The following is a 24,506-nucleotide window of genomic DNA, read 5'->3' as shown; positions in this document are numbered from 1 at the left end:
ATTCCTATGGATTGTTGCGGATGGAGATCACTTCGACGGTGGGGCTTCGGGACGGATGAAACGTCCCGGGCGGCTGATCACCTGCTCACCGTCGTAGGCGAGCTGGCCGTTGACCCACACCGCTTCGATGCCTTCGGCGGCGCGGATCGGATCGTGGAAGCTGGCGGTGTCGCGCACGCGCGCCGGGTCGAACAGCACCAGGTCCGCCCACCAGCCGGTGCGGATGCGGCCACGCGCGCCCATCGCAAAACGGGACGCGGGCAGGCCGGTCATCTTGTGGATGGCCGTGTGCAGCGGGAACAACTGCTCATCGCGCGCGTAATGCCCCAGCACGCGCGGGAATGTGCCCCACAGGCGTGGATGCGGGCGCGGATCGCGCGGCAGTCCGTCCGAGCCGATCATCGTCAGCGGATGGCTGAGGATGCGTCGTACGTCAGCTTCGTCCATGCAGTGGTAGACGGCACCGGCCGGTTGCAGGCGCACGGCGGCGTCCAGCAGCGGCAGATTCCAGTCGGCGGCGATGTCGGCCAGCAGCCGGCCGCCCTGTGCCGGTTCGGCTTCGGACCAGGTGATCAGGATGTCGTAGGCATCGGTGACCTGCTTCAGGTCCAACGTGGAGGCGCTGGCCGCGTAGGGATAGCAGTCGCAGGCGACGTCCTGCTCGGCCGAGGTGGCCTGGAGGAAGTCCAGCACTTCACGGCTGCGGCCCCAGTTGTCGATGCCGGCGCACTTCAGGTGCGATACCCGCACGGCGGCGTTAGGCCCACGTGCGGCGTCGAAGGCTTCCTGCATCGCGCCGAGAATGCCGCCGAATTCATCGCGCAGGTGAGTGGCGTACAAGCCGCCATCGGGCAGTTCCAGCGCCAGTTGCTGCACCTCCTCGGAGGGCGCATTGAACGCCGAGCCATAGGCCAGGCCGCTGCTCAAGCCCAGCGCGCCCTGTTCCAGGCTTTGCCGCAACTGCGCGCGCATGGCGGTGATTTCCGCTGCGCTGGCAGCGCGGTCGAGCCGATCCATGTGGTTCTGGCGCAGTGCGGTGTGGCCGACGAGCGCGGCAACGTTCACCGCCGGCTGCGCGCGCTGCACCGCGTCGCGGTAACTGGCGAAGTCGGGGTAACGGAAGTCACCGGCGTCGCCCAGCAGGTTCATCGGGTCCGGTACTTCGCCATGGATGCGCACCGGGCTGGCGCTGATGCCGCAGTTGCCAACCACCACGGTGGTCACGCCCTGCGACAGCTTGCTGACCATGCTCGGGTTGCGCAGCACTTCCATGTCGTCGTGGGTATGTACGTCGATGAAGCCCGGCGCGAGCGCAAGCCCGGCTGCGTCGAACTCGGCGTTGGCTTGGCCATGGAGCTGGCCGATGGCGACGATGCGACCGCCGCTGATGGCCACGTCGGCATGCACGCCGGGCTGGTCATCGCCGTCGTAGACCAACGCGTTGCGGATCAGTACGTCATGCATGGAATCAGTCACCCAATGGCAGGCGCGAGTCACCGCCGCGGTGACGGTCCAGCGCCAGCTTGATGCGGCGCAGGTGCTCGTGGTTGGCGTTGGCGCTGTTGAGCGCGGTGGTGGTGGACAGCACGTCGATGGCCAGCATCATTGCGTAGCGCGACGCGGAGGGCTTGAACACGAAGTCGGTTTCCTCGATCTGGATCGGCAGCAGCCAGTCGCTGCGCTCGGCCAGTGCGGTGTTGGTCTGGGTGATGGCGCCCACACGCGCGCCGTAGGTGCGTGCGATGTCCACCGCCGAGACGATCTCCGGGGTGATGCCGCTGACCGACAACGCCAGCACCAGGTCGTCGGGGCCGAGCGTGGCGGCGATGATCTTCATCATCAAGGCGTCGCTGCAGGCGGCCACCGGGCGGCCGAAGCGCACCAGCCGGCTCTGCATTTCCTGTGCGAACACCGTGGAGCAGCCGCCCAGGCCGAAGATGTGGATCATCCGCGCGCTGCACAGCGCTTCGGCCAGGCCCTGCACCACGTCTTCCTTGAGGTTGGCGATGTTGTGGCGAAGGCTTTCCTGGATGTCATCGCAGATCTGCGCATACAGCGCCGATACCGGCGGTGCGTTCTGTTGTTCAAGGAAGCGCTTGCCCACCGCGCTGGCCGAGGCCAGTCGTGCGCGTAGTTCGCGCACGTGCTCGCAGCCCAGTGCCTTGGCGAAGCGCGAGATGGCTGCGGCACTGACTTCGGCGCGATCGGCCAGCTCGCTCACGCCGTACTGGGCGGCGGCATCCACGTCAGCCAGGATGGCCGCGGCGATGCGCGCCTCCACCGGGCTGAATTCGTGTTGCCGTTGGCGCAGTTCATAGACGATATCGAACGTGTTCTGGGACATGGTCAGAGCGCCGTGGAAAGTGCCATCACCAGCAGCAGGGCGATGACGGAGATGAGGGTTTCGAGCACGGTCCAGGTCTTGAAGGTCTGGGCCACGCTCATGTTGAAGTATTCCTTGACCAGCCAGAAGCCGCCGTCATTGACGTGCGAAAGCACCACCGAACCGGCGCCGGTGGCCAGCACCAGCAGCTCCGGGTGGGCGTAGCCCATCGCCGCGGCGATCGGGGCGACGATGCCCGAGGCGGTGGTCATCGCCACCGTGGCCGAGCCGGTGGCGATGCGCATCAACGCGGCCATGGTCCAGCCCATCAGCAGCGGCGACAGTTCAAAGCGCTGCGACAGGCCGATGATCTCGCCGGCTACGCCGGTGTGCACGAGGATGCCGTTGAGGCCGCCACCGGCACCGACCAGCAGTGTGATCGCGGCGGTCGGGGCCAGACATTCCTGGGTGAACTTGAGGATCTGCTCGCGGCTGAAGCCGCGCATCAGGCCCAGGGTGATGAAGCTCATCAGCGTGGCCAGCAGCAGTGCCACCACCGAGTGGCCGATGAAACGTAGGCTGTGGTTGAGCGAGGAGCCGGGCGTGGCGATCTGGTCGGCCCAGCCGCCCAGCAGCATCAGCACCACCGGCAACAACAGCGTGGCGATGGTGATGCCGAAGCCGGGCAACTGCTCATCGGGAATGCGGCTGTGGCCTTCATCCAGCAGAGCGGCTTCCATTGGGTTGTGCGCCGGCAACTTCACCCGTGGCGCGACGAACTTGGCGAACACCGGTCCGGCCAGCGCCGCGGTGGGCAGGCCGACCAGCAAGGCATAGAACACGGTGCGGCCGACGTCGGCGCCATACGCGCTGACTGCCAGCATCGCCGCCGGATGCGGTGGCACCAGTCCATGCACCACCGACAGGCCGGCCACCATCGGCAGGCCGACCAGCAACAGCGGTACGCCGGTGCGACGGGCGACGTTGAGCGCGATCGGGATCAACAGCACGAAGCCGACTTCGAAGAAGATCGGCAGGCCGATGCAGAAGGCGATCAGCATCATCGCCCAATGCACGTTCTTCGGCCCGAAGCGCGCGATCAGGGTGCGGGCGATGCGCTCGGCACCACCGGACTCGGCCATCATCTTGCCGAGCATGGTGCCCAGCGCCACGATCAGCGCGATATGCCCGAGCGTCTTGCCCACGCCCTGCTCGTAGGCCGGCAGGATTTCCGGCGCGGGCATGCCGGCCAGCAGGGCAAGCCCGACCGAAACCAGGGTGACGCTGATGAAGGGATTGAGGCGGAACCTGGCGATCAGCACGATCAGTGCCAGGATCGACAGTACGGCGTAGATCAACAGCAGGTTTCCGTCGGTCATGCGTACAGGCCCGTTGGGTTGGGTCAGAACTGCGTGGAAACAGCACCGATGACGCGCTGGGCGTCATCAACCACCAGCAGGTGGCGCCATTTGTCGAAAGTCAGGCAGGGGTGGGAGATGTCGAAGCAGAGCAGGTCGCCCACGCGCAGGTCATCGCCGTCGCGCACATCCAGGAACGCGTGCTGGTCCATCATCGCGCTGACCTTCCAGTGCGCCGGCGTCGCTGCTGGCGTTTTGTTGCCGGCGCGGAAGTGCAGCGCCGGAACCGGGAAGCCGGCGTCGAACGCGGCATCACGCTTGCCCAATGCAACGATGGCCTTGCCGCTTTCGGGCAGCGATTGTACGTAGGCCCACAAGCGCAGCGCCGGTTGCAGGCTGCTGCCCATCTCACGCGCCACCGGGTTGCTGGCGTGGATGCGTTCGGCAGCCTGGCGGTAGATGCCGACATCGTGGGTGAGGTAGCAGCCGGGGCGCAGTACGACCTGCGCGTCGGTGTTGCCGGCCAATGCTGAGAATTCCTCGGCCACCACGTCGAACCAGGCCGAGCCGGCGCCGGTGAGGATGGCCGGCAACTGCGCGAATCCACCCGCTGCATGGATGGCCTGCCATTGCACCAAGCTGCGCTGCAGCACCGCACGCACGCCGGCTTCATCCTTGGCCACGCCTTCATAGACTTCCACGCCAACCAGGGCGACGGAATCCGGCCAGCGGGCGATTTCGTCCAGCACCGCGCGCGCCTGGGCTTCATCGCGCACGCCGGTACGGCCGCCGGCCGCGCCGATTTCCAGCAGCACCTTGATGCACTGCCCGCGTGCGGCGAAGTGCCGGCCCAATGCCGCAACGTTGTCGGCCGAATCCACCACGCAGGCAAACCAGAAATCGGCGTCGCTTGCCTGCAGTTCGGCAATCAGTTCGAAGTTGCCCTTGCCGACCAGCTGGTTGGCAAGCAATACCCGGCGTACGCCATGTTCGTAAGCGGCAATCGTCTGTGGTGCGGTGGCCAGGGTGATGCCCCAGGCACCGGCATCGAGCTGCATCTGGAACAGCGCCGGGCTCATGGTGGTCTTGCCGTGCGGCGCCAACTGGCAGCCATAGGCAGCGGTGAAACGTCGCATCCACGCCAGGTTGTGGCGTAATGCCGGTTCGCTCAGGACGGCGACCGGCAGGCTGATCTGTTCGCCCAGAATCGAAGCGCCCTGCGCGGCCAGCGCTGCGGGCGTCCATGAGCCCCCGGCTGGCAAACCTTTCCCGGCCAGCGGGTCGTCATGGTGAAAGTAATTTTCCTTCACTTATAGCTACCTGTAGTCACGGCCGCCGGGATTCGCGGGGGCCTATTGTGTAGCATGTGGCGGGCTTGTTGAAAATTATTTTCTTGGCATTCTGCGCGCCAACACGCAAGTAATGACCGTGCCCGTTTGTTAGAGGCGCTCTTGCAGGCCGGTCCCGTCAGCAGGAGGGTGCGGCCCAGCCTGCTGACGGCCAGTTCATCACGATGGTTGGTGCCGGGCGAGCCCTGCGTGAGTCGGGCCGCTCGGGGCTTGGCGGTGCACCTGGATGTTTGGCGTTGGATGCGAGCCGGTGCTGGCCCGGCGGAGTTCCGACGCCGCCACCGCCGGGTGGCGTCTTGAATCGAAAACGCCCGAGTCGACTGACTCGGGCGTTTCAGGTGCGGTTGCCGCAGGAGGTCGCCGGGAAACCCGACCGCATACAGCAGGATCAGAAATCCAGCTGCACGCGGCCGGCGAGCACGCCGGTGTGGTCCAGGGTGCGGTTGTTGGCTTCATCGCGGCGGCGGGTGTCGGTCCAGTCCAGCATCACCCGTGCATATTTGCGGGCGTACCAGTTCACGCCAACGGTCCATGCATCGGCCGACAAGTCGCTCGGCCACTGCTTTCCCTCGATGTGGTCATAGCGCGCCACCAGTTCCCAGGCGCCGCTGTCACGCAGCGGCTTGAGCTGGGTGAAACGGCCGTTCTTGGCGTCGTACGGACGGGATTCGCCGGTGAGCAGCCAGCTGCCCTGGGCGTAGCCGGACTGCACGCGGGCGCGCTGCTGGCCGTCATCGTAGAGCGCGCCACCGAACTCACCCTGCCAGGACCAGGCGCCATGCACGCCGGCTGCTTCCAGCCCGTACTTGTCCACCGAGACGTCGCGGCCGCTGTGGAAATCCACCAAGGACAGACGGCTGTTGTCGCCGAAGTAGCCGGCCACGCGCGGCTGCACGCGCAATGCCGAGGCGCCGCTGGCGCCGGGATTGTCGTAGCGCTCGTAGGCGAGCGAGGCACCGAAGTGCAGTACGTGGCCGGCGTCATGCCACGGTGCGTAGCCACCGCGCGCGCCCGTTGCCCGGCCCTTGGTCTTCCAGTTGTCGATGCTCTCCAGGCTGTACACGCTGCCGCTCCAGAAGAAGTCGTTCTGGTAGCCGTTCGCGCCCACACCCAGGCGGTAGCTGGGGGCCAGCGTCTGCGCCAGCCAGCTGCGTTCCACCGCCGCGGTGTGGTTGGAGCTGCCACGGTCGTCCAGGGTGAAGAACTGCTTGAACTGGCCTGCGGTGACCGTGGTGGTGCCGAAGGTGTGGGCGATATAGGCGTCGCGTGCGATCGGCTTGTGCCCGGAAACGTCGGTTTCCAGCTTGTAGTCCACGGCATGGAACTTGCCGGAGATAGCCAGCCAGGCGGCACGCAGGTCATCGCTATCGTTCTCGGGAGTGCCGCGTGAATCGTTGTCGAAACGGGCGAAGTCGTAGTACAGGCGGCCACTGAACTTGGCAGTCACCGCGTCCTCGGCATGGGCGGCAGGCAGTGCCGCCAGCATCAACAGGGTTGCCAGGGCGCTGCGCTTGGGGGAAATGGGCATCCGTTCTCTCTCGTTCACTGGGACCAACTGGAAGGGCGGCACGATAGCAGTCCGTCGCCGGGCTCCCATAGCGATTTGGTACTAGGGCGCGCTGCCCGGTGTGCGTGCCACACTGGCGCCCATGAGCCTGGCCAAGGTCCTTGTTGCCGACGATCACCCGCTGTTCCGTGCAGCGGTGCTGCATGCGTTGCGTGAAGGCATCGATGTCGGCCAGACACTGGAAGTGGCCAGCGTATCGGCGCTCACGCAGGCGCTGGGTGAACACCCGGATGTGGACCTGGTGGTGCTGGACCTGGCAATGCCGGGCGCGCGCGGGTTTTCCTCGCTGGTGTGGCTGCGCGGCGAGCGGCCGGATATTCCGGTCATCGTGATTTCCTCCAACGACCATCCGCGTGTGATCCGCCGCGCGCAGCAGTTTGGCGCGGCCGGTTTCATCCCCAAATCCGCGCCGGTGGAAACCATTCGCACTGCAGTCACCGCGGTGATGGCTGGCGACACCTGTTTCCCGCCGTTGGCGGCGGAGCGTTCCGAACGTGATGCGCAGTTGGCGGCACGTCTGGCGCGGCTGACGCCGCAGCAATTCAGGGTGTTGATGAGCGTGGCCGATGGCCTGCTCAACAAGCAGATCGCCTACGAGCTTGGCCTGGCCGAGAACACGGTGAAGGTGCACGTGACCGCCATTTTGAAGAAGCTCGAATGCAACAGCCGTACGCAGGCCGCGCTGCTGGTCAAGGCGCTGGAGCCGGAAGGCGATAGCGGCTTGCCGGGCGAGTATTGAGCTCAGGAGCTGCCTTCACCTCGCTGCGCCCCGGCCCTTGCGCTGGCGCAAAGCGCTCAACGGACTGCGAGCCGGTGGTTCGCAAGCGAGGCCGCATCGCCCCGTAGGCGGGGGGCTTCTAACCAGCAGCACAAGAAAATCCGAGCCTCTTTCCTGCGTGGGAGGGGGGGCTTTCAGCCGCGGCACAAGGGATTTGAGCCCCTCTCCCGCCTGCGGGAGAGGGGTTGGGGTGAGGGCAGCCGTTCCAGCAACGCTTGGCTTCCCAAGCCAATGCCTCACCGCGACCGCTGGTAGAAGTGCGTCATCAACGAGCGCAGTGCCGAAGTGCGCGCCTGCTTGGACAGAAAGCCCCAGCCGCGCTCTCGGGCCAGCGTACGCAGCGCTTCATCCTGCTCGGCGGTATGCAGGATCACCACCGGTTCGCGGCCCCAGCGTGCAACCAGTTGCGGCAGCAGTTCCGGGCCGGTAGTCGCACCCAGGCGCACGTCCAGCAGCAACAGGTCCGGGGCGTTGCCCGGCCTGGCCGTCGCCAGAGCCTGCTCGACACCGCCGGCCAGTTCCACCCGGCAGCCCCAGCGTTCCAGCAACAGGCTCATCGCCTGGCTGACCCGGGTGTCGTCGTCTATGCACCAGACCCGGCAGCCAGCCAGCAGCGAGTCGGCCACAACGTCTTCGCCGGAGGATGGCCGAGGAGCTTGCAACTGGCCGGCGCTGGCGCTGCCGCGAGGCACGCTGACGGAAAAAACGCTGCCGTGCTCGGGCGTGGAACGCAGACCGATGCGGTGGCCGAGCAGGCGCGCGATGCGGTCCACGATCGCCAGTCCCAGGCCGGTGCCGCGTTCCTGGTTGCCGCCGTCATCCAGACGCCGGAACTCCTCGAAGATCTCCCGCTGCCGCGCTTCGGGAATGCCACGGCCGGTGTCGTGGACTTCGATGCGTATCTGCTCGCCATCGCGACGGCAGCCCAGCACGATGCGGCCGTGTGCGGTGTAGCGGATGGCGTTGGACAGGAAGTTCTGCAGGATGCGTCGCAGCAGTGCTTCGTCGCTGCGCACGATCGCTCGCGTGGGCACACGCTCCAGGCGCAGGCCGCGCGCTTTGGCGAGGATGCCGAACTCATGCGCCAGCGCGTCCAGCAGGGGGTCCAGCGCGAAGTCCCGTACCTGCGTTTCCAATGCGCCAGACTCCAGTCGTGAGATGTCCAGCAGGCTGTTGAGGATGCCGTCCTGGGCGGCCAGTGCGTTGTCGATACGGTCGGCCACCTCGCGTGTGGCGGCATCGGGCAGGCGCCCACGCAATGCCGACAGGAACATGCGCGCGGCATTGAGCGGCTGCAGCAGGTCGTGCACGGCAGCGGCAACGAAGCGGGTCTTGGAGCGGTTGGCGTCTTCGGCCTCGCGTTTTGCCGCGGCAAGGTCGCGTGTGCGCTCGTCCACGCGATGGCTGAGTGAATCGACCAGAGAACGCAGATCGCGCGCGGCGTTCTTGTAGGCGGTGATATCGGCGTAGCTGGTGACGAAGCCGCCGTCGGGCAGGGGGTTGCCACGGATCTCGATGACGCTGCCGTCGCCGCGCTCACGTTCGTGCATGTGCGGCTTGCCCGAGCGCAGGTGGTTGAGCCGGCGCTCGATGGCCTCGTCGATCGGGCCCGGGCCGAGCAGGCCGCGTCTGGCGTTGTAGCGGAACACATCGGCAATCGGGCGGCCGACCTGGATGAAGCCCGGTGGGAAGCGGAACAGCTCGATGTAGCGCCGGTTCCAGGCCACCAGGTTGAGCTGCGCATCGACCACGCAGATGCCCTGCGGCAGATGTTGCAGGCTGCGGCTTTCGCCGTAGTCGGCGGTATGCGCGGCATGCACCAGCCCGTCCTGCGCGGTGCGCAGTTCCTGGGCGTGGTGCTTGACCAGCCGTTCCAGTTCCACCCGGCTGCGTTCGCGCAGCTGCGCCAGCCGCTGCCGCTGCCACAGTACAAAGCCGAGCAGGGCCAACGCCAGCAGGCCACCAGCCACGGCAAGGGCCATGGTGCGCGCCGCACTGATGCTGCTGGCGGTGGAGCGCATCAGGTTCAGCGTCCAGCCCTGTTGGGAGAGCGGATGGGATATCCAGATCACGTCGCCCACGTCCGGCAACCGCACCCGCTGCACGCTCGTATCAAGGTTCTCCAGCAGCCGGTACTCCAGCTTCTGGCGTGGCAGCTGGCCGTACTGGCGGGTCTGGGTCAGGCGCTCGCGCGCGGCCTGGTCCAGGGCATGCAGCACGTGGTAGCGCCAGGCCTTCTGGCTGGACAGGAAAATCACCCCGTTGCTGTCGCTGGCGAACACGCTGTCCGGGGTTTCGGCCCAGGTCTGCTCCAGTGGCCGCAGTACGACCTTGACCACCACCACGCCGATCGGTTTGCCGTTGTCGTCGCGCACCGCTTCGGACAGGAAGTAGCCGGGCACCGCCGTGGTGACGCCCTCGGCATAGAAGGTGCCGCTGCCGTCGCGCATGGCACGCTGGAAGTACGGCCGGAAGTTGTAGTGGTTGCCGACATTGCTGGCACCGGGGATCTGCCAGTTGCTGGCCGCAAGCGCCAGCCCGTTGCGATCGAGCAGAGTCAGCGTCGACGTCGTGGCCGCGCCGTTGACCCGCTCCAGCTTGCGGCTGATGCGTTCGGACTCGGCCGGGTCGATATCGGTGTTGGACAGCGCCGCACGGATCTCCGGGTCCAGCGCCAATACCCCCGGCAACACCTGGTAACGCTCGATCAGCAGTTCCAGCGCTTCGCCGTGCAGGCGCAGCTGTTCGCGTGCCTGTTCGGCATCGTGAAGCAGGCTGCGGCGCTCCAGGTGGCGCATCGTCACCAGGCTCAGCAATGCGATGAGGCATGCCGCCGCGCACAGCAGCAGTACGGTGGTCTTGTGACGGGGTCTGCGCAGGAACGGCATGACGCGGATGGTCACGCAGATGAGCGGGTTTCTCCAGCCCCTCGCCGTTCAATCTGGAAGCAGGGCGCGGTTGTCGGCGAGCACCATTCTCCTGCGTTTCTGCATGCCGACAGCGTCGGTGGTGCATTCCGGTGCGCGTTGGTGCTTCAGTCCTAATACCAAAGAATTAGCTAGTACCAATGCGTTATCGGCGTCGCAGCGGACACCGCGTACAACACCGGCCAAAGCGAAATCCTCGTCGAGGCCCAAATGCATATTTCCAGCGCCGCCCTTCCGGCCACTCCCGTCCACTTGCCGTTCTACCGGCAGCTGTACTTCCAGGTGTTGCTCGCCATCACCCTGGGCGTGCTGCTCGGCCATTTCGAGCCGGCTTTCGCCGAAACCCTCAAGCCGCTGGGTGATGCCTTCATCAAGCTGGTGAAGATGATCATCGCGCCGGTGATCTTCCTGACCATCGTTACCGGCATCGCCGGCATGACCCATCTGCGCACGGTGGGCCGTGTCTTCACCAAGGCGATGATCTACTTCATGTTCTTTTCCACGCTGGCATTGGTGGTGGGCCTGGTGGTGGCGAACGTGGTGCAGCCGGGTGCCGGCATGAACATCGACCCCGCCGGGCTGGACCAGACTGCCGTCAATGGCTATGTGCAGAAGTCGCACGAGTTGACCCTCGTCGGTTTCGCCATGGATATCATCCCCAAGACGCTGCTGAGCCCGTTCGTGGGCGACAACATCCTGCAGGTGTTGTTCGTGGCGGTGCTGTTCGGCATCGCGCTGGCATCGGTGGGCGAGAAGGGCAAGCCGGTGCTCAATTTCCTCGAAGCGCTGACCACCCCGGTGTTCAAGCTGGTGCACATGCTGATGAAGGCCGCCCCGATCGGCGCCTTCGGTGCCATCGCCTTCACCATCGGCAAGTACGGCCTGGGCTCGCTGGTCAACCTTGCCTGGCTGGTAGGGTCGTTTTACCTCACCTCGCTGCTGTTCGTGTTGGTGATCCTGGGTGCGGTGGCACGCCTGTGCGGCTTCTCAGTCATCAAGCTGGCCCGTTACCTGAAGGCTGAATTGCTGCTGGTGCTGGGTACGTCCTCGTCCGAATCGGCACTGCCGTCGTTGATGGAAAAGATGGAGAAGGCCGGTTGCAGCAAGTCGGTGGTCGGTCTGGTGGTGCCCACTGGTTACTCGTTCAACCTGGACGGCACCAACATCTACATGACCCTGGCGGCCCTGTTCATCGCCCAAGCCACCAATACCGACCTGACCCTCGGCCACCAGATCGCGTTGCTGCTGGTGGCCATGCTCAGTTCCAAGGGTGCGGCTGGCGTTACCGGTGCCGGTTTCATCACTCTGGCCGCAACGCTGGCCGTGGTACCGGAAGTGCCGGTGGCCGGCATGGCGTTGATCCTGGGCGTGGACCGCTTCATGAGTGAATGCCGTTCGCTGACCAACTTCATCGGCAATGCCGTGGCTACTGTGGTTGTGTCGCGCTGGGAAGGCGCGCTGGACCATGAACGCCTGGCCCAGGCCCTGGATGGCCGCAATGATGCGTTGCCGGTCGCGGTGGCCGAAGGCTGAGTTGCTGCAAACGTCTGTGGTTTCGCGGGGCCGCCGATCAGCAATCGGCTCGGCCCTGCGGTTTTTCTGCTGCTGCGCGCAGGTTTGTCATCTGCCGCAGGGAAACTGCCGGAGGTGGCACAGTCGCCTCGAATTGTGCGGTTGCAGCATTCCTGTGATAGCGCAGCGACAGGTTCCGCCTGTCCAAGGGGGGTATCATCTCCCGTTCCTCTCGCCCATTCAGCCCTCAAAAAATCGATGTCCAACGAAGATTTCAAACAGGCCGCCCTCGATTACCACCGGATGTCACCGCCGGGCAAGATCAAGGTCGTGGCGACCAAGCCGATGTTGACCCAGCGCGACCTGTCGCTGGCTTATTCGCCGGGTGTGGCGCATGCCTGCGAAGCCATCGTTGCCGACCCATCGCAGGCCAGTGAGCTGACCGCGCGTGGCAACCTGGTGGCAGTGATCAGCAACGGCACCGCCGTGCTGGGCCTGGGCAATATCGGCCCGCTGGCCGGCAAACCGGTAATGGAAGGCAAGGGCGTGTTGTTCCAGAAGTTCGCCGGTATCGATGTGTTCGATATCGAAGTGGACGAGAACGACCCGGACAAGCTGGTCGACATCATCGCCTCGCTGGAGCCGACCTTTGGCGGCATCAACCTTGAAGACATCAAGGCGCCGGAGTGCTTCATCGTCGAGCGCAAGCTGCGCGAGCGCATGAACATCCCGGTGTTCCATGACGACCAGCACGGCACCGCGATCATCGTCGGCGCCGCAGTGCTCAACGCCATGGTCATCACCGGCAAGAAGATCGACGAGATCAAGCTGGCCACCACCGGCATGGGCGCGGCAGGTATTTCCTGCGTCAACATGCTGGTGCAGCTGGGCGTGAAGCCGGAAAACATCCTCGCCTACGACCGCGAAGGCGTGATCCACACCGGCCGCACCGACCTGGACCCGGAGAAGGCCCGCTACGCCCGTGATACCGACAAGCGCACGCTGGCCGAGATCGTCGATGGCGCGGACATCTTCCTGGGCCTGTCGGCCGGCGGCATCCTCACCAAGGAAATGGTCGCCACGATGGCGCGCGATCCGGTGATCTTCGCCCTGGCGAACCCGTACCCGGAAATCCTGCCAGAAGATGCAAAGTCGGTGCGTCCGGACGCGATCCTGGGCACCGGCCGTTCGGATTACCCGAACCAGGTCAACAACGCGCTGTGCTTCCCTTACCTGTTCCGCGGTGCGCTGGACGTGGGCGCCACCAGCATCAACGAGGACATGAAGATCGCCTGCGTGCGCGCCATCGCCGCGCTGGCACGCAAGGAAGCCTCCGACCTGGGCGCTGCCTACGGCGGTGACACGCCGTGCTTCGGCCGCGACTACCTGATTCCGCGTCCGTTCGACCGCCGTCTGCTGGTCGAGCTGTCGGCAGCCGTCGCGCAGGCAGCCATGGATTCGGGCGTGGCTACGCGTCCGATCGACGACATGACGGCCTACCGCGAGAAGCTGGCCCAGTTCGTTTACCGCACCAGCCTGTTCATGAAGCCGGTCTACGACCGCGCCCGCTCGGACAAGCAGCGCGTGGTCTACGCCGAAGGCGAGGAAGAAACCGTGCTGCGCGCGGTGCAGAACGTGATCGATGAAGGCGTGGCTTTCCCGATCTTGATCGGCCGCCCGGACGTGATCGAATCGCGCATCGAGCGTTTGAGCCTGCGCATGAAGGCCGGCGTTGATTTTGAAATCACCAACATCAACGACGATCCGCGCTTCAACGATTATTGGCAGTACTACCACGAGATGACCGGCCGCAAGGGCGTCACCGTGTCCGCTGCCAAGAACCTGATGCGCTCGCGTCCGACGCTGATTGCAGCGGTGATGGTGGCGCGTGGCGAAGCCGACGCGATGCTGTCGGGCCTGGTCGGCCGCTTCCACAAGAAGCTCGGCTACGTGCGCAGCGTGATTCCGCTGGAACAGCGGGTCAGCTCCACCTCGGCCATGACCGGCGTGATCAACTCGCAGGGCGTGTTCTTCTTTGTCGACACGCACGTGCAGGAAGATCCGAGCGTCGATCAGATCGTTGAATCGACGCTGCAGGCGGCTTACCGCATGAAGCTGTTCGGCATCGAGCCGAAGATCGCACTGTTGTCGCATTCCAACTTCGGCAGCCACGATTCCAAGGACGCGTTGAAGATGCGTCAGGTGCGCGAGCAGCTGCTCAAGCGCAACCCGCGCTTGAATGTGGATGGTGAAATGCAGGGCGACACCGCCTGGGACGAAGCACTGCGCGAGAAGCTGCTGCCCAACAGCACGCTCAAGGGCCGTGCCAACCTGTTCGTGCTGCCCAACCTGGAAGCGGCCAACATCGCTTACAACCTGGTGCGCGTGTTCACCAATGGCGTGGCGATCGGCCCGATCCTGATGGGCATCTCCAAGCCGGTGCACATCCTGACCAGCAGCGCCAGCGTGCGTCGTGTGCTGAACATGACCGCCATCGCCGCAGTGGACGCACAGATCCGCAAGCAGATGGATGCAGAACGCGGCGGTTGATCGGGCAACCGGTCCATCCCGCAGCAACGACAAAAGCCGGCTCATGCCGGCTTTTGTCGTTGAAGAGGCATGCTTGCAGGTGCAGTCAAGCCGTACCTTGCCGATCACAGGCCCCTCTGTCGCATGCGGGATTGGGGTAGGGGTGAGTACATCTTTCAGTCCCAACACATCCGTTCGCAGGATCAGGGCCGGCATCAACTGCTTGGATCAGATTCGCGAACCAAGACCCCGCCGCGCATGGCTTGGCACTTCCGTTGGACGTCGGGGACAAATGTAAAAACCCCTTTCCCGTGAACGGAAAAGGGGTTGGGGTGGGTGCTGTTCCTGTGGCCCGAGCTTCAACGGCTCGGAGCGATCGCATCGCTCACGTTCGCGAAAGTCGCTGACCTTCGACGATCTGCAGCACCAGCTTGCGCGTGGCCGCACGGCAGGTGCGATAGGCCATCAGCAACCTGCGCTCCTGCGGGTCATCCACCATCTCCACGGCGCTGAGGGGGGCGTTGGCCGGGACCACGTCCAGTCCGTGCCGGCCGGTAGCCAGCCATTCAAACGACACATCGGTCACCAGGGCGATGGTGATCATGCGGGTGGTGCTGGGCATGATGCCGGTGGGGCTCTCCCAGTTGCCCACCGCACTACGGCTTACCTTGAGTTGCGATGCCAGTTCGGCCTGGGTCATGCCCTTTCTTCTACGGGCCCTGCGGATGCGATTTGCCAGATGATTTGGCATCCAGTCTCCTCCTTGAGGTTACGGCGATAAGCGATGAGGTGGCGCTCTCAAGAGAGGCTTGTGAGCAAGTGCAACATTTAGAGATTGTTGCACAGGATCCGCCAGTACTGACACTGAAACTGACCCTTCTGGTCAGGATTGCTGACAAGAAATCATGGGAACCATTCTTGATTGGCTTGAGGTGAGAAGGTCAGCAGAAGTGGCGTCATCAGGGCATTGAAGGTAGTCCGAGGCATCGGCCACATTGCGTCCACTTCGCCCCAACCTGGTCCTGCCCGTGTCACAACCCCTGTTCCGCGACGAAGTGCTGATCGCCGGGCGAACCCATCGGTTTGGAGGGATATCGCTGATACAACCGCTTCGCACCTGGTTGCTGACCGTGGTGGCCGTGGCATGCGCCATCGTAATTGCGTTGTTTCTTTGCCTTGGAAGTTACACGCGGCGTTCCTCCGTGATCGGGCAGCTGGTGCCGACACAGGGGCTGATCACCGTCCCGGCCCCGGCAACTGGTCTGGTGTCGTGGTTGAACGTGCCGGAGGGCGAACGTGTCCGCGCCGGCGCCACTCTGGCATTGGTCAGTGTGCCGAAGGCGACGCTCGAAGGTGGAGATACGCAGGCAGCGCTTGGGCTTGCGCTGCAACAGCGCAAGGATGGACTGCTTGCTTCGCGGCGAGCGTTTGATGATCAACTGGCCGCTCAGGGTGAAGGTGTCACCAGCCAACTGGTCGCAGCGCGCCTGGAACTGCAGCAGCTCGAGTCTGAAGTGGCGACACGACAACAGCAGATCACCATTGCCAACGAAACTCTTGAACGTCTGCGTCGTCTTGAGGACGGACAGTACGTGAGCGTTTTGCAAATCAAGCAACAGCAGGTCGCAGTACTGGAGTACACAGGACAAAAGCAGGCATTGCAGCGTGAGGCCACGGCAACACGACGCCTGGTCGCACAGTTGCACCAGGCCCAGCGCGAGCAACCGGCACAGCGTCTTGGCAACGATGCGGACTACCTGCAGGCACTGGCGAAACTGGAGCAGGAACAAGTGCGGGCGCACGAGGAAGGGGCGCTGCTGGTGAAGGCGCCGACGGCTGGCATGATCTCCTCGCAAGGGGTCAAGCGCGGACAGGCAGTAAAAGCCGGCCAGCCGTTGATGAGCCTGCTGCCGGGGGATGGCCGCCTGGAGGCCGAAGTGCTGGTGCCCAGCCATGCCGTCGGCTTCATGGCTCCTGGCGACAAGGTCCTGCTGCGCTACAACGCATTTCCATACCAGAAGTTCGGCCATCAGCTGGGCCGTATCTCCCGCATCAGTCGTAATGCGTTGGGCGCGGTGGAGATCGACGCCATGGCGTTGCCGGTCCAGCGGAACCAGCAAGGTGAATCCTTCTACCGCGTCACGGTGGAACTGGAGCGGCAGTTCGTCAATGCATACGGAAGACCGGAACCGCTCCGGCCTGGCATGCTGCTGCAAGCGGATATCATGGGGGAGAGCCGGCGCTTGATCGAATGGGCGTTCGAGCCGCTGTACTCGTTGCAGGGGAGACTGTCGGGAGCATGATGAGGCATTGCTGGATGCGTTGACCGAACGCCGGGTGTCGCGCCGCACGTGCGGCACCTTCCCGAAACAATGGAATGTTGCATGCGGATTCTCTCCGTATTCGTACAGCCATCCGGTGGCTGCATCAAACACATGAAAGGAAAAGGAATGCGAAAGAAGCTGTCGTCCGGTGCGCTTGCTGTGATGCTCTCATTGGCCCTTGTATCGGTCGTCGATGCCAAGGAAGGGGGGCGGGAGCCAGCAAGGGTGGTTGCACCCGGTCCCTGCGTCGAAGGCATCTGCGAATATCGTCTGGCCAACGGCATGCGTGTGCTGTTGTTTCCCGATGCCAGCAAACCGACGGTGACGGTCAACCTGGTTTACGGCGTCGGTTCGATGCACGAGAACTACGGCGAGACCGGTATGGCGCATCTGCTTGAGCACATGCTGTTCAAGGGCACGCCGACACACCCGGATATTCCCGGCCAGATGCAGAAGCGTGGCGTGAGCAAGAACGCGTCCACGTCACTGGATCGCACCAATTACTTTGCCTCCTTCCCGGCCAGCGACGACACGCTGGACTGGCTGCTGGGGATGGAGGCTGACCGCATGGTCAACTCCAGGATCGCCAAGGCGGATCTGGACAGCGAAATGACGGTGGTCCGCAACGAAATGGAGGCCGGCGACAACAACCCGGCCGGCGTGCTGATGAAGCGCATGCGTTCGGTGGCCTTCGATTGGCACAACTACGCCAACATGCCCATCGGCGCACGCTCGGATGTGGAGAACGTGCCGGTGCAGAACCTGCAGGGCTTCTATCGCACCTGGTATCAGCCGGACAACGCTTTGCTGGTGGTGGCCGGCCGCATCGACAGCTCCAAGGTGCTGCAGCGGGTAGCAGCGCACTTCGGGCCATTGAAGAAGCCGGCGCGGGTGTTGCCTGCCTTCCATACCGTTGAACCCACCCAGGACGGCGAACGCGAAGTCACCGTCCGTCGCAGCAGCGAACTGGCCCTGGTGGCCGCCAGCTATCACGTGCCCGCACTTGCGCAGGCCGACAGCGCGGCCTTGGCGGTGCTGGCCAATGTGTTGGGCGACAACCCGAACGGGCGTTTGTACAAGGCATTGCTGGAAACCAAGCTGGCGGCGTTTGCCGGCGCTTCGGGTGAGAGCCTGCACGATCCGGGCCTGTTTACCCTGATCAGCGCCTTGCCCAAGGACGGCGACAGTGCCCGCGCCGAGGTCGAATTGCTCAAACAGGCCGAAGGCATCGCGGCGCAGCCGGTGACCGAAGCCGAGGTTGCTGCGGCCAAACAACGCATCGCCAACGGCCTTGAACTGTTGACCAGCGACGTCAATGCAGTCGCGATGGCGCTTTCCGAGTACCAGGCTGCGGGGGATTGGCGCCTGCTGTTCGTGCAGCGGGATGCCATCGCCAAGGTGAGCGCGGCGGACGTCAATCGCGTGGCGGCCGCTTATCTGAAACCCAGCAATCGCACTCTGGGGCGCTTCGTGCCGACCGCCACGCCCGACCGTGCGCAGATTCCGGTGGCGCCCGCGGTCGCCAGCCTGGTCGACGGGTACGCCGGCAAAGCCGCAGTGGATGCGGGCGAAGCATTTGAAGCGACGTTGGAGAATATCGCCGAACGCACGCAGAGCTTCACGATCGGCAACAGCCTGAAGGTGTCATTGCTGCCGAAGAAGACCCGCGGAAAAACGGTGGTGCTGGATGCCACGTTCCGCTTTGGCAGCGAGCAGTCCATTACCGGGCGCGCCGATGCGGGTGCACTGGTGGGGCCGATGCTGATGATGGGCAGCACGCAGATGGACCTGGCACAGATTGCCTCCCGCTTCGACGCCCTGGGCACCCAGGTGCAGGTCAGCGGAGGCCTGCAGAGTGGGCAGATCAAGCTGTTGGGCAAGCGTGACACCTTGGCGGAAGCGCTGGCGCTGGCCGCGCAGGTGCTACGCAGCCCGGCGTTCCCTGCCGACCAGTTCGAGCAACTGCGTCTGCAGGCGATTACCGGTACCGAGTTCCAGCGCACTGAACCCGGCGCATTGGCATCAATGGGCCTGGCGCAGCACTTCGATCCGTGGCCGGCGGGCCATCCGTTGCATGTGGAGTCCTTCGACCAATCGCTGGCAAAGCTCAAGGCACTCAAGGTGGAAGAGTTGCGTGCCTTCCATCGTGATTTCTATGGGACAGCGGAGGGCGAGATATCCGTGGTCGGGGACTTCGATGCCGAAGCGCTCAAGGCGCAGCTGCAGGCACTGTTTGCTGAATGGAAGTCGCCTGTGGCCTATGCACCGATTGCCACGCAGTATCGCGACGTGGCTGCCAAGCGCGCGACCTTCAGCACGCCGGACAAGCCCAACGCAATCGTGCTGGCGCGGCAGAACCTGTCGCTGAATCTGGCCGACGCCGATTTCGCTGCGTTGAACATCGCGGTGGTCATTCTGGGTGGCGATCCGCTCACGTCCCGCCTGGCCGAGCGTATCCGCCAGAAGGAAGGCCTGAGCTACGGCGTGGGTGCCGGTTTGAGCGCGGACGAAAGCCGGGTGGGTCGTGACGACGCCGGCAACATCACGCTTCAGGCGATTGCCGCACCGGAGAACGTGGCCAAGGTTGAAGCGGCACTGCGCGAGGAGCTGGTCCGGTTGGTACGCGACGGAGTGACCGAGCAGGAACTGCGCGACGCAGTGAGCGCACGTCTGGTCGCCCGTGAGCAGTCCCGTGCCAGCGATGGAACGGTGGCAGGGATATTGGGCGATCAGCTGTATTACGGGCGCAGCATACAGTTCGAGATCGACCGCGATGCGGCGTATCGCGCGCTGACCGTGGCCCAGGTCAATGCCGCCATCGTCAAACATCTCAAGCCGGAGCGCCTGAGCGTGTTTGTGGCGGGTGATTTCAAGTAAGGGAGAAACGGGGGCGGCCAACGGCCGCCCCTTGTCATGAAGACGATCATTCAATCCGAGGCGGCCGAATGTGGCCTGGCCTCTCTGGCAATGGTGGCCGACGCGCACGGATTGCGCATCGGCCTGGCCGAACTGCGCAGGCGCTTTCCGCTGTCGCTGAAAGGGGCAAAGCTCAGCCAGCTGATCAACATCGCGCAGCAATTGGGGTTCTCCACGCGGGCATTGCGGCTGGACATGGACGACCTGGGCAAACTGTCACTGCCGTGCATCCTGCATTGGGATCTGAACCACTTCGTGGTGCTGCGCAAGGTGGGTACGTCCAAGGTGGTGATCGTGGACCCCGCCTTGGGCGAGCGCACGATGAGCGCTGCCGAAGTGTCCGATCACTTCACCGGCGTTGCACTGGAGCTGTCGCCAGCTGCCACCTTCGTTCCACGCAAGGCCGCACCTTCGATCACCGCGCGGCAGTTGACCGGGCCGGTGCGTGGCCTGTGGCGGGCCTTGGCGCAGCTGCTGCTGTTGTCGCTGGCCCTGCAGGTGTTCGTGGTACTGGCGCCGTTCCTGATGCAGTGGGTGGTCGATCAGGTGCTGGTTTCGGCCGATCGTGATCTGCTCACCGTGCTCGGTCTCGGCTTCGGGCTGGCGTTGTTGTTGCAGGTGGGGATCGGTGTGCTGCGTGGCGCTGCGGTGGTGCACCTGTCATCGCGGCTGGGATTGCAGTGGATGGGCAATGTGTTCGCGCACCTGTTGCGGTTGCCGCTGGATTTCTTCGAGAAGCGCAATCTGGGTGATATCACCTCGCGGCTGTCATCGGTGCAGGCCATCCAGAAAACCTTGACCACCAGTTTCGTCGAGGCCCTTATCGATGGCTTGATGGCGGTGCTGACGCTGGCGCTGATGCTGGTCTACAGCTGGAAGCTGGCGCTGGTGACCCTGCTGGCGGTGGCCTTGTACACCTTGATCCGCGCCATTGCCTGGCGGCCTCTGCGTGATGGCACCGAACAGCAGCTGGTGGCTTCGGCGCGACAGCAGACGCATCTGCTCGAATCCCTGCGTGGCATGCAGAGCCTGAAAGTTGCTGGCGAGGAGTCACAACGACGCAGCACCTACGACAACCTGATGGTGGACACCATCAACCGCGAAGTGAGGCTGGCGCATCTGGGACTGGGTTTCAACGGTGCCAGCCAGCTGCTGTTTGGCATCGAACGTATCGCGGTGATCTGGATCGGTGCGGTGCTTGCGCTGGACAACGTGTTTTCGGTGGGCATGTTGATTGCCTACCTGGCCTACAAGGATCAGTTTGCCGGCCGCATGTCCGGGCTGATCGACAAATGGCTGGAGTTCCGCATGTTGCGGCTGCACGGGGAGCGCCTTGCCGACATCGTGCTGGCCGAACCGGAACAGGAGGCGGGCAACATCGAGGCGCGGCCACCGGAAGACTTCCGTATCGAAGTCGAGAATCTTTCCTTCCGCTATGCCGAGGGCGAACCCTGGGTGCTGCGCGGCTGCAGTTTCAGCATCGCGCCGGGCGAGTCGGTGGCGGTGATCGGGGCGTCCGGGTGCGGCAAGACGACATTGTTGAAACTGCTGCTGGGCCTGTTGCAGCCCGGTGGCGGCAGCATCCGCATCGGTGGGCATGACCTGCACCGGCTGGGGGCGCGGAACGTGCGCGCCATCGTCGGCGCGGTGATGCAGGACGACCAGCTGTTCGCCGGCAGCATTGCCGACAACATCGGATTCTTCGATCCGGATTTCGACCTGGCGCGGGTGGAGATGGCCGCGCGGCTGGCTGCGGTGCACGAGGATATCCAGGCCATGCCGATGGGCTATCACGGCCTGATCGGCGACATGGGCAGCTCGCTGTCCGGGGGGCAGAAGCAGCGGATCATCCTGGCGCGCGCCCTGTACCGGCAGCCGAAGCTGCTGTTCCTGGACGAGGCCACCAGCCATCTGGACGTGATGAGCGAGCGTTTGGTCAATGACGCGGTACGCCAGCTGCGTTTGACCCGGCTGATCATCGCTCATCGCCCGGAAACCATTGCCAGCGCTGACCGGGTGCTGGTGATGGAGCAGGGCAGGGTAGTCCAGGAGCTGCGGCCCCAGGCCGAGGTGCCTGTCAGCGAAGCACCGACCCCGGTACCCGCTGCGGTCTGATTGCCGGGCGCTGCTGGGTCCGCGGCAAAGGGTTGTGTGCGGGCGGGCCGGGCGGCCCGTACCCGCCGCCCGCTGCTAGAATTGCGCAGTCCTGTTTTCTTTCGTGAATGACGCCATGAGCCATATCGCCACTGCGCCGGCCAATGCCGAGAAGCGCTACACCGTCCACCGCGCCGACCTGCCGCTGAGCTGCCCGACGCCGGAAATGGCGCTGTGGAACTCGCATCCGCGCGTTTACCTGCCGATCGAGGACGAACCCAACGGCGAAGCCGCGTGCCCGTATTGCGGCGCGGTATTCGTGCTGGTCGACTGAACCGACCGATGCGCCGCCTGACCGTGGTGCAGTTGCTGCCGGCGCTGCACTCCGGTGGTGTCGAGCGCTCGACCCTGGAAATCGCCCGCGCCCTGGTGGCGGCGGGTCATCGTGCCATCGTGGTCTCTGCCGGTGGCCGGTTGGTGCAGCCGCTGCTGGACAGCGGTGCCGAGCACCTCACCCTTGATATCGGCCGCAAGTCGCTGCTGACGCTGCGCCATGTGGCATCGCTGCGGCGTCTGTTTGTCGAGACCGGTGCGGACATCGTGCATGCGCGTTCACGGCTGCCGGCCTGGTTGGGCTGGTATGCGTTGCGCGGCATGGCCCAGGGCAAACGGCCGCGCTGGGTGACAACCATGCACGGGCTGAATTCGCCGGGCCGCTACAGCGGCATCATGGCCAGCGGCGAGCGGGTTATCTGCGTTTCGCAGACGGTTCGTGATTACCTGCTTGCACACTACCCATCCACTGACCCGACCAGGTTGCGGGTGATACCGCGTGGCATCGACGCCGCACAGTTTCCGCGCGTGACCCGCGCCGACCGGCGCCCTCGGTTGGAGCTCGGCCGCCAGTACCCACAACTTGCCAGCGATGCCGCCCTGCTGTTGTTGCCGGGTCGGGGGACCCGCCTGAAGGGCCATGCACACGCGATCACCCTGCTGGCGGGGTTGCGGCGCGAGGGGCAGGAGGCGCTGCTGTGGATGCCCGGTGCCCGCGAGCCGGGACGCGAAGCGTATCTGGCCGAACTGGAGCAACTCGCACAGCGTCTGGGCGTCGCCGCGCAGGTGCTGTTCACTGAACCGACCAGCCGCATCGCCCAGGCCTATGCCGCCAGTGACCTGGTGTTGCAGTTGTCGGACAAGCCCGAAGCGTTCGGACGCACGGTGGTCGAAGCCCTGGCGGTGGGGCGCCCGGTGCTGGGTTGGAACCACGGCGGCGTCGGTGAACTGCTGGCGCAGCTGCAGCCCGACGGTGCGGTAGCGGTGGGCGATGAAACCGCATTGGCGCAACGCGCATTGCAGCTGCTGCGGCATCCGCCGGCCTTGCCAAGTCGCATACCCTTCACCTTGCAGGCCATGCAACGCGCGACACTGGATGTCTATGGCGAACTCATCGACTGATATCAGCTCACCGCCGGTGCCACGTCTGCCGGGACGCTGGGCGCCGCCTTGGGTGATTGCGTTCGTGGCGCTATGGCCAATGCCGGGCATTGCCGAAGCGGTGCTGGTGCTGGGCGCGTTGTTCACCGTGGTGCGGCTGCTGCAGTTGCACGTCAACGGTGGTATCCGGCCGTTGTTGAGCATTCCGGCCTGGGCGCTGACCGGCGTGCTGTTCCTGGCGTACTGGTTGCCGCAGGCGTTTTCGGCCTTCGATGCTGTGGACCCTGCAAAGACCTGGGGCAAGGTTGCCGCCGGCCTGCGCTATCTGCCCTTCATGTGGCTGGCGGCAATCGCGGTTGCCACTCCGGCCCGGCGGCGCACCACGTTTACCGGTCTGGCAGTGGTGACGGGGGTGTGGACGTTGGACGCGTTGGCACAGGCGCTGGCCGGTACCAGCCCGTTGTTCTGGTCGATGGACCAGCTCAAGTGGGCGCTCAGTGATCAGGGGCTGTGCAGCGTTGAGGAGGTGGCAGCAGCCGATCGCCTATCCGGCGTATTCGGTCCCTGCAACCTGAAATTCGGACAGGTGCTGGCGAGCCTGTCGCCATTCCTGTTGTTCCTTGCCGGCGCCCGCTGGGGCCGGTGGGCCTGGCTGCTTGCGGCAGCGCTGGTCGGCGTGATCCTGGTTCTGGCCGGGTCCCGCGCGTCGTGGATCACTTATGCCTTGATCGTGTTGTTCTCCGGTTGGCGCCTGCTCGGCGGCAGATGGATGGTGGCGCTGTTGCTGGTCGGGGTGCTGAGTGCCTTGGCTCTGGGCGGAAGTTCGTCGCAGGTGCGCGAGCGCTTTGCCCGCACCACGATGGCGTTCAGCGGTGATGCCGAAGGTATAAACCAGGCCTTGTCGGGCCGCGGCCAGATTTGGGAGGCGGCGTTGTGCATGGTGCGCGAGCATCCGCTCAACGGCGTTGGGGTGCGTGACTTCCGCAAGGCCTATCCGCAATGCGACCCGCTTCCGGCGCAGACTGCCGTGTGGGGCGACAGTCCCGCATTGCATGCACACCAGATCGTGCTTGAGATTCTTGCTGAAACCGGGGTGTTGGGCCTGCTGCTGTGGATCGCGGGCGTGGCGATGGCGGTGCGCGCCTGGGTCTATGCCGGGCCGGTAGCCCGTGCGCAGGCGCGGCCGGCGGCATTGGCGCTGGCCGCAACGGTGTTCCCGTTGAACACCCACCTCGCGTTCTATTCCACGTTCTGGGGAGGGGTGACGATCCTGCTGGCCGCGCTCTACGCCGGTGCGCTGCTGGCTGATGGTGGTGTGGAACCGAGCGATGCTCGACCTTAAGCGCTCCCGTTGACGCCTTCCCGTTGAAGCCACGCAAAGCGTGGCTGCCGGTG

General features: G+C 64.8%; 16 protein-coding genes. 9 read left to right on the top strand and 7 right to left on the bottom strand.

Annotation, left to right across the window (positions count from 1 at the left end):
- Positions 1-27: 27 nt before the first annotated feature.
- From LR961_RS15270 to LR961_RS15250, 5 genes are all read right to left on the bottom strand, one after another.
- Entirely contained in the window at positions 28-1,464 is a 1,437-nt protein-coding gene (locus tag LR961_RS15270; RefSeq protein ID WP_232150799.1) for a D-aminoacylase, read from the bottom strand.
- A gap of 4 nt (positions 1,465-1,468) precedes the next feature.
- Entirely contained in the window at positions 1,469-2,344 is an 876-nt protein-coding gene (locus LR961_RS15265; protein WP_232150798.1) for a MurR/RpiR family transcriptional regulator, read from the bottom strand.
- A 2-nt stretch (positions 2,345-2,346) separates the two neighbouring features.
- Positions 2,347-3,702: a gluconate:H+ symporter gene (locus LR961_RS15260; RefSeq protein ID WP_232150797.1), complete on the bottom strand. Its 1,356-nt coding sequence runs from the start codon at positions 3,700-3,702 to the stop codon at positions 2,347-2,349.
- A 23-nt stretch (positions 3,703-3,725) separates the two neighbouring features.
- Positions 3,726-4,991, bottom strand: coding sequence for an amino acid deaminase (locus LR961_RS15255; RefSeq protein WP_232150796.1), 1,266 nt, complete (start codon positions 4,989-4,991; stop codon positions 3,726-3,728).
- A 427-nt stretch (positions 4,992-5,418) separates the two neighbouring features.
- Positions 5,419-6,558: a porin gene (locus LR961_RS15250; protein ID WP_232150795.1), complete on the bottom strand. Its 1,140-nt coding sequence runs from the start codon at positions 6,556-6,558 to the stop codon at positions 5,419-5,421.
- Between the two features lie 121 nt (positions 6,559-6,679).
- Between LR961_RS15250 and LR961_RS15245 the strand changes: the two genes are divergently transcribed.
- Complete coding sequence (locus LR961_RS15245) at positions 6,680-7,336, top strand: response regulator transcription factor (protein WP_232150794.1); 657 nt, start codon at positions 6,680-6,682, stop codon at positions 7,334-7,336.
- Positions 7,337-7,611: 275 nt separating this feature from the next.
- Here the strand turns inward: LR961_RS15245 and LR961_RS15240 are convergent, their stop codons facing one another.
- Positions 7,612-10,263 (bottom strand): PAS-domain containing protein, encoded by a 2,652-nt coding sequence (locus LR961_RS15240; protein ID WP_232151164.1) that lies wholly within the window; start codon positions 10,261-10,263, stop codon positions 7,612-7,614.
- Between the two features lie 249 nt (positions 10,264-10,512).
- Between LR961_RS15240 and LR961_RS15235 the strand changes: the two genes are divergently transcribed.
- Positions 10,513-11,835, top strand: a complete 1,323-nt coding sequence (locus LR961_RS15235; RefSeq protein WP_232150793.1) for a dicarboxylate/amino acid:cation symporter — start codon at positions 10,513-10,515, stop codon at positions 11,833-11,835.
- A 237-nt stretch (positions 11,836-12,072) separates the two neighbouring features.
- Positions 12,073-14,364, top strand: coding sequence for an NADP-dependent malic enzyme (locus LR961_RS15230; RefSeq protein WP_232150792.1), 2,292 nt, complete (start codon positions 12,073-12,075; stop codon positions 14,362-14,364).
- Between the two features lie 364 nt (positions 14,365-14,728).
- On the opposite strand, the gene LR961_RS15225 is transcribed toward LR961_RS15230, so the two are convergent.
- Positions 14,729-15,094 carry a helix-turn-helix transcriptional regulator gene (locus LR961_RS15225; protein WP_269670734.1) on the bottom strand — a complete coding sequence of 122 codons (366 nt, stop codon included), beginning with the start codon at positions 15,092-15,094 and terminating at the stop codon, positions 14,729-14,731.
- 277 nt (positions 15,095-15,371) lie between these two features.
- Here LR961_RS15225 and LR961_RS15220 point away from each other — a divergent pair, with 277 nt between their 5' ends.
- The 6 genes from LR961_RS15220 (at position 15,372) to LR961_RS15195 (ending at position 24,453) form a co-directional block, all read left to right on the top strand.
- Positions 15,372-16,646, top strand: coding sequence for an HlyD family efflux transporter periplasmic adaptor subunit (locus tag LR961_RS15220; RefSeq protein ID WP_232150790.1), 1,275 nt, complete (start codon positions 15,372-15,374; stop codon positions 16,644-16,646).
- Positions 16,647-16,793: 147 nt separating this feature from the next.
- On the top strand, positions 16,794-19,544 hold the full coding sequence (locus LR961_RS15215) for a pitrilysin family protein (protein ID WP_232150789.1): 2,751 nt from the start codon (positions 16,794-16,796) through the stop codon (positions 19,542-19,544).
- 36 nt (positions 19,545-19,580) lie between these two features.
- Complete coding sequence (locus tag LR961_RS15210; protein ID WP_232150788.1) at positions 19,581-21,698, top strand: peptidase domain-containing ABC transporter; 2,118 nt, start codon at positions 19,581-19,583, stop codon at positions 21,696-21,698.
- Between the two features lie 115 nt (positions 21,699-21,813).
- A complete protein-coding gene (locus tag LR961_RS15205; RefSeq protein WP_232150787.1) occupies positions 21,814-22,011 on the top strand; it encodes a zinc-finger domain-containing protein in 198 nt (65 codons plus the stop codon).
- 8 nt (positions 22,012-22,019) lie between these two features.
- A complete protein-coding gene (locus LR961_RS15200; RefSeq protein ID WP_232150786.1) occupies positions 22,020-23,132 on the top strand; it encodes a glycosyltransferase in 1,113 nt (370 codons plus the stop codon).
- Positions 23,113-24,453 (top strand): O-antigen ligase, encoded by a 1,341-nt coding sequence (locus LR961_RS15195; protein ID WP_232150785.1) that lies wholly within the window; start codon positions 23,113-23,115, stop codon positions 24,451-24,453. The genes LR961_RS15200 and LR961_RS15195 overlap by 20 nt, the downstream gene beginning before the upstream one ends.
- The last annotated feature ends 53 nt before the right edge of the window (positions 24,454-24,506 follow it).

The organism is Stenotrophomonas sp. SY1, assembly GCF_021202945.1.
GTDB lineage: Bacteria > Pseudomonadota > Gammaproteobacteria > Xanthomonadales > Xanthomonadaceae > Stenotrophomonas.
Note: the sequence above shows the minus strand (reverse complement) of the source record. Positions and strands in the feature narration are given on the sequence as shown.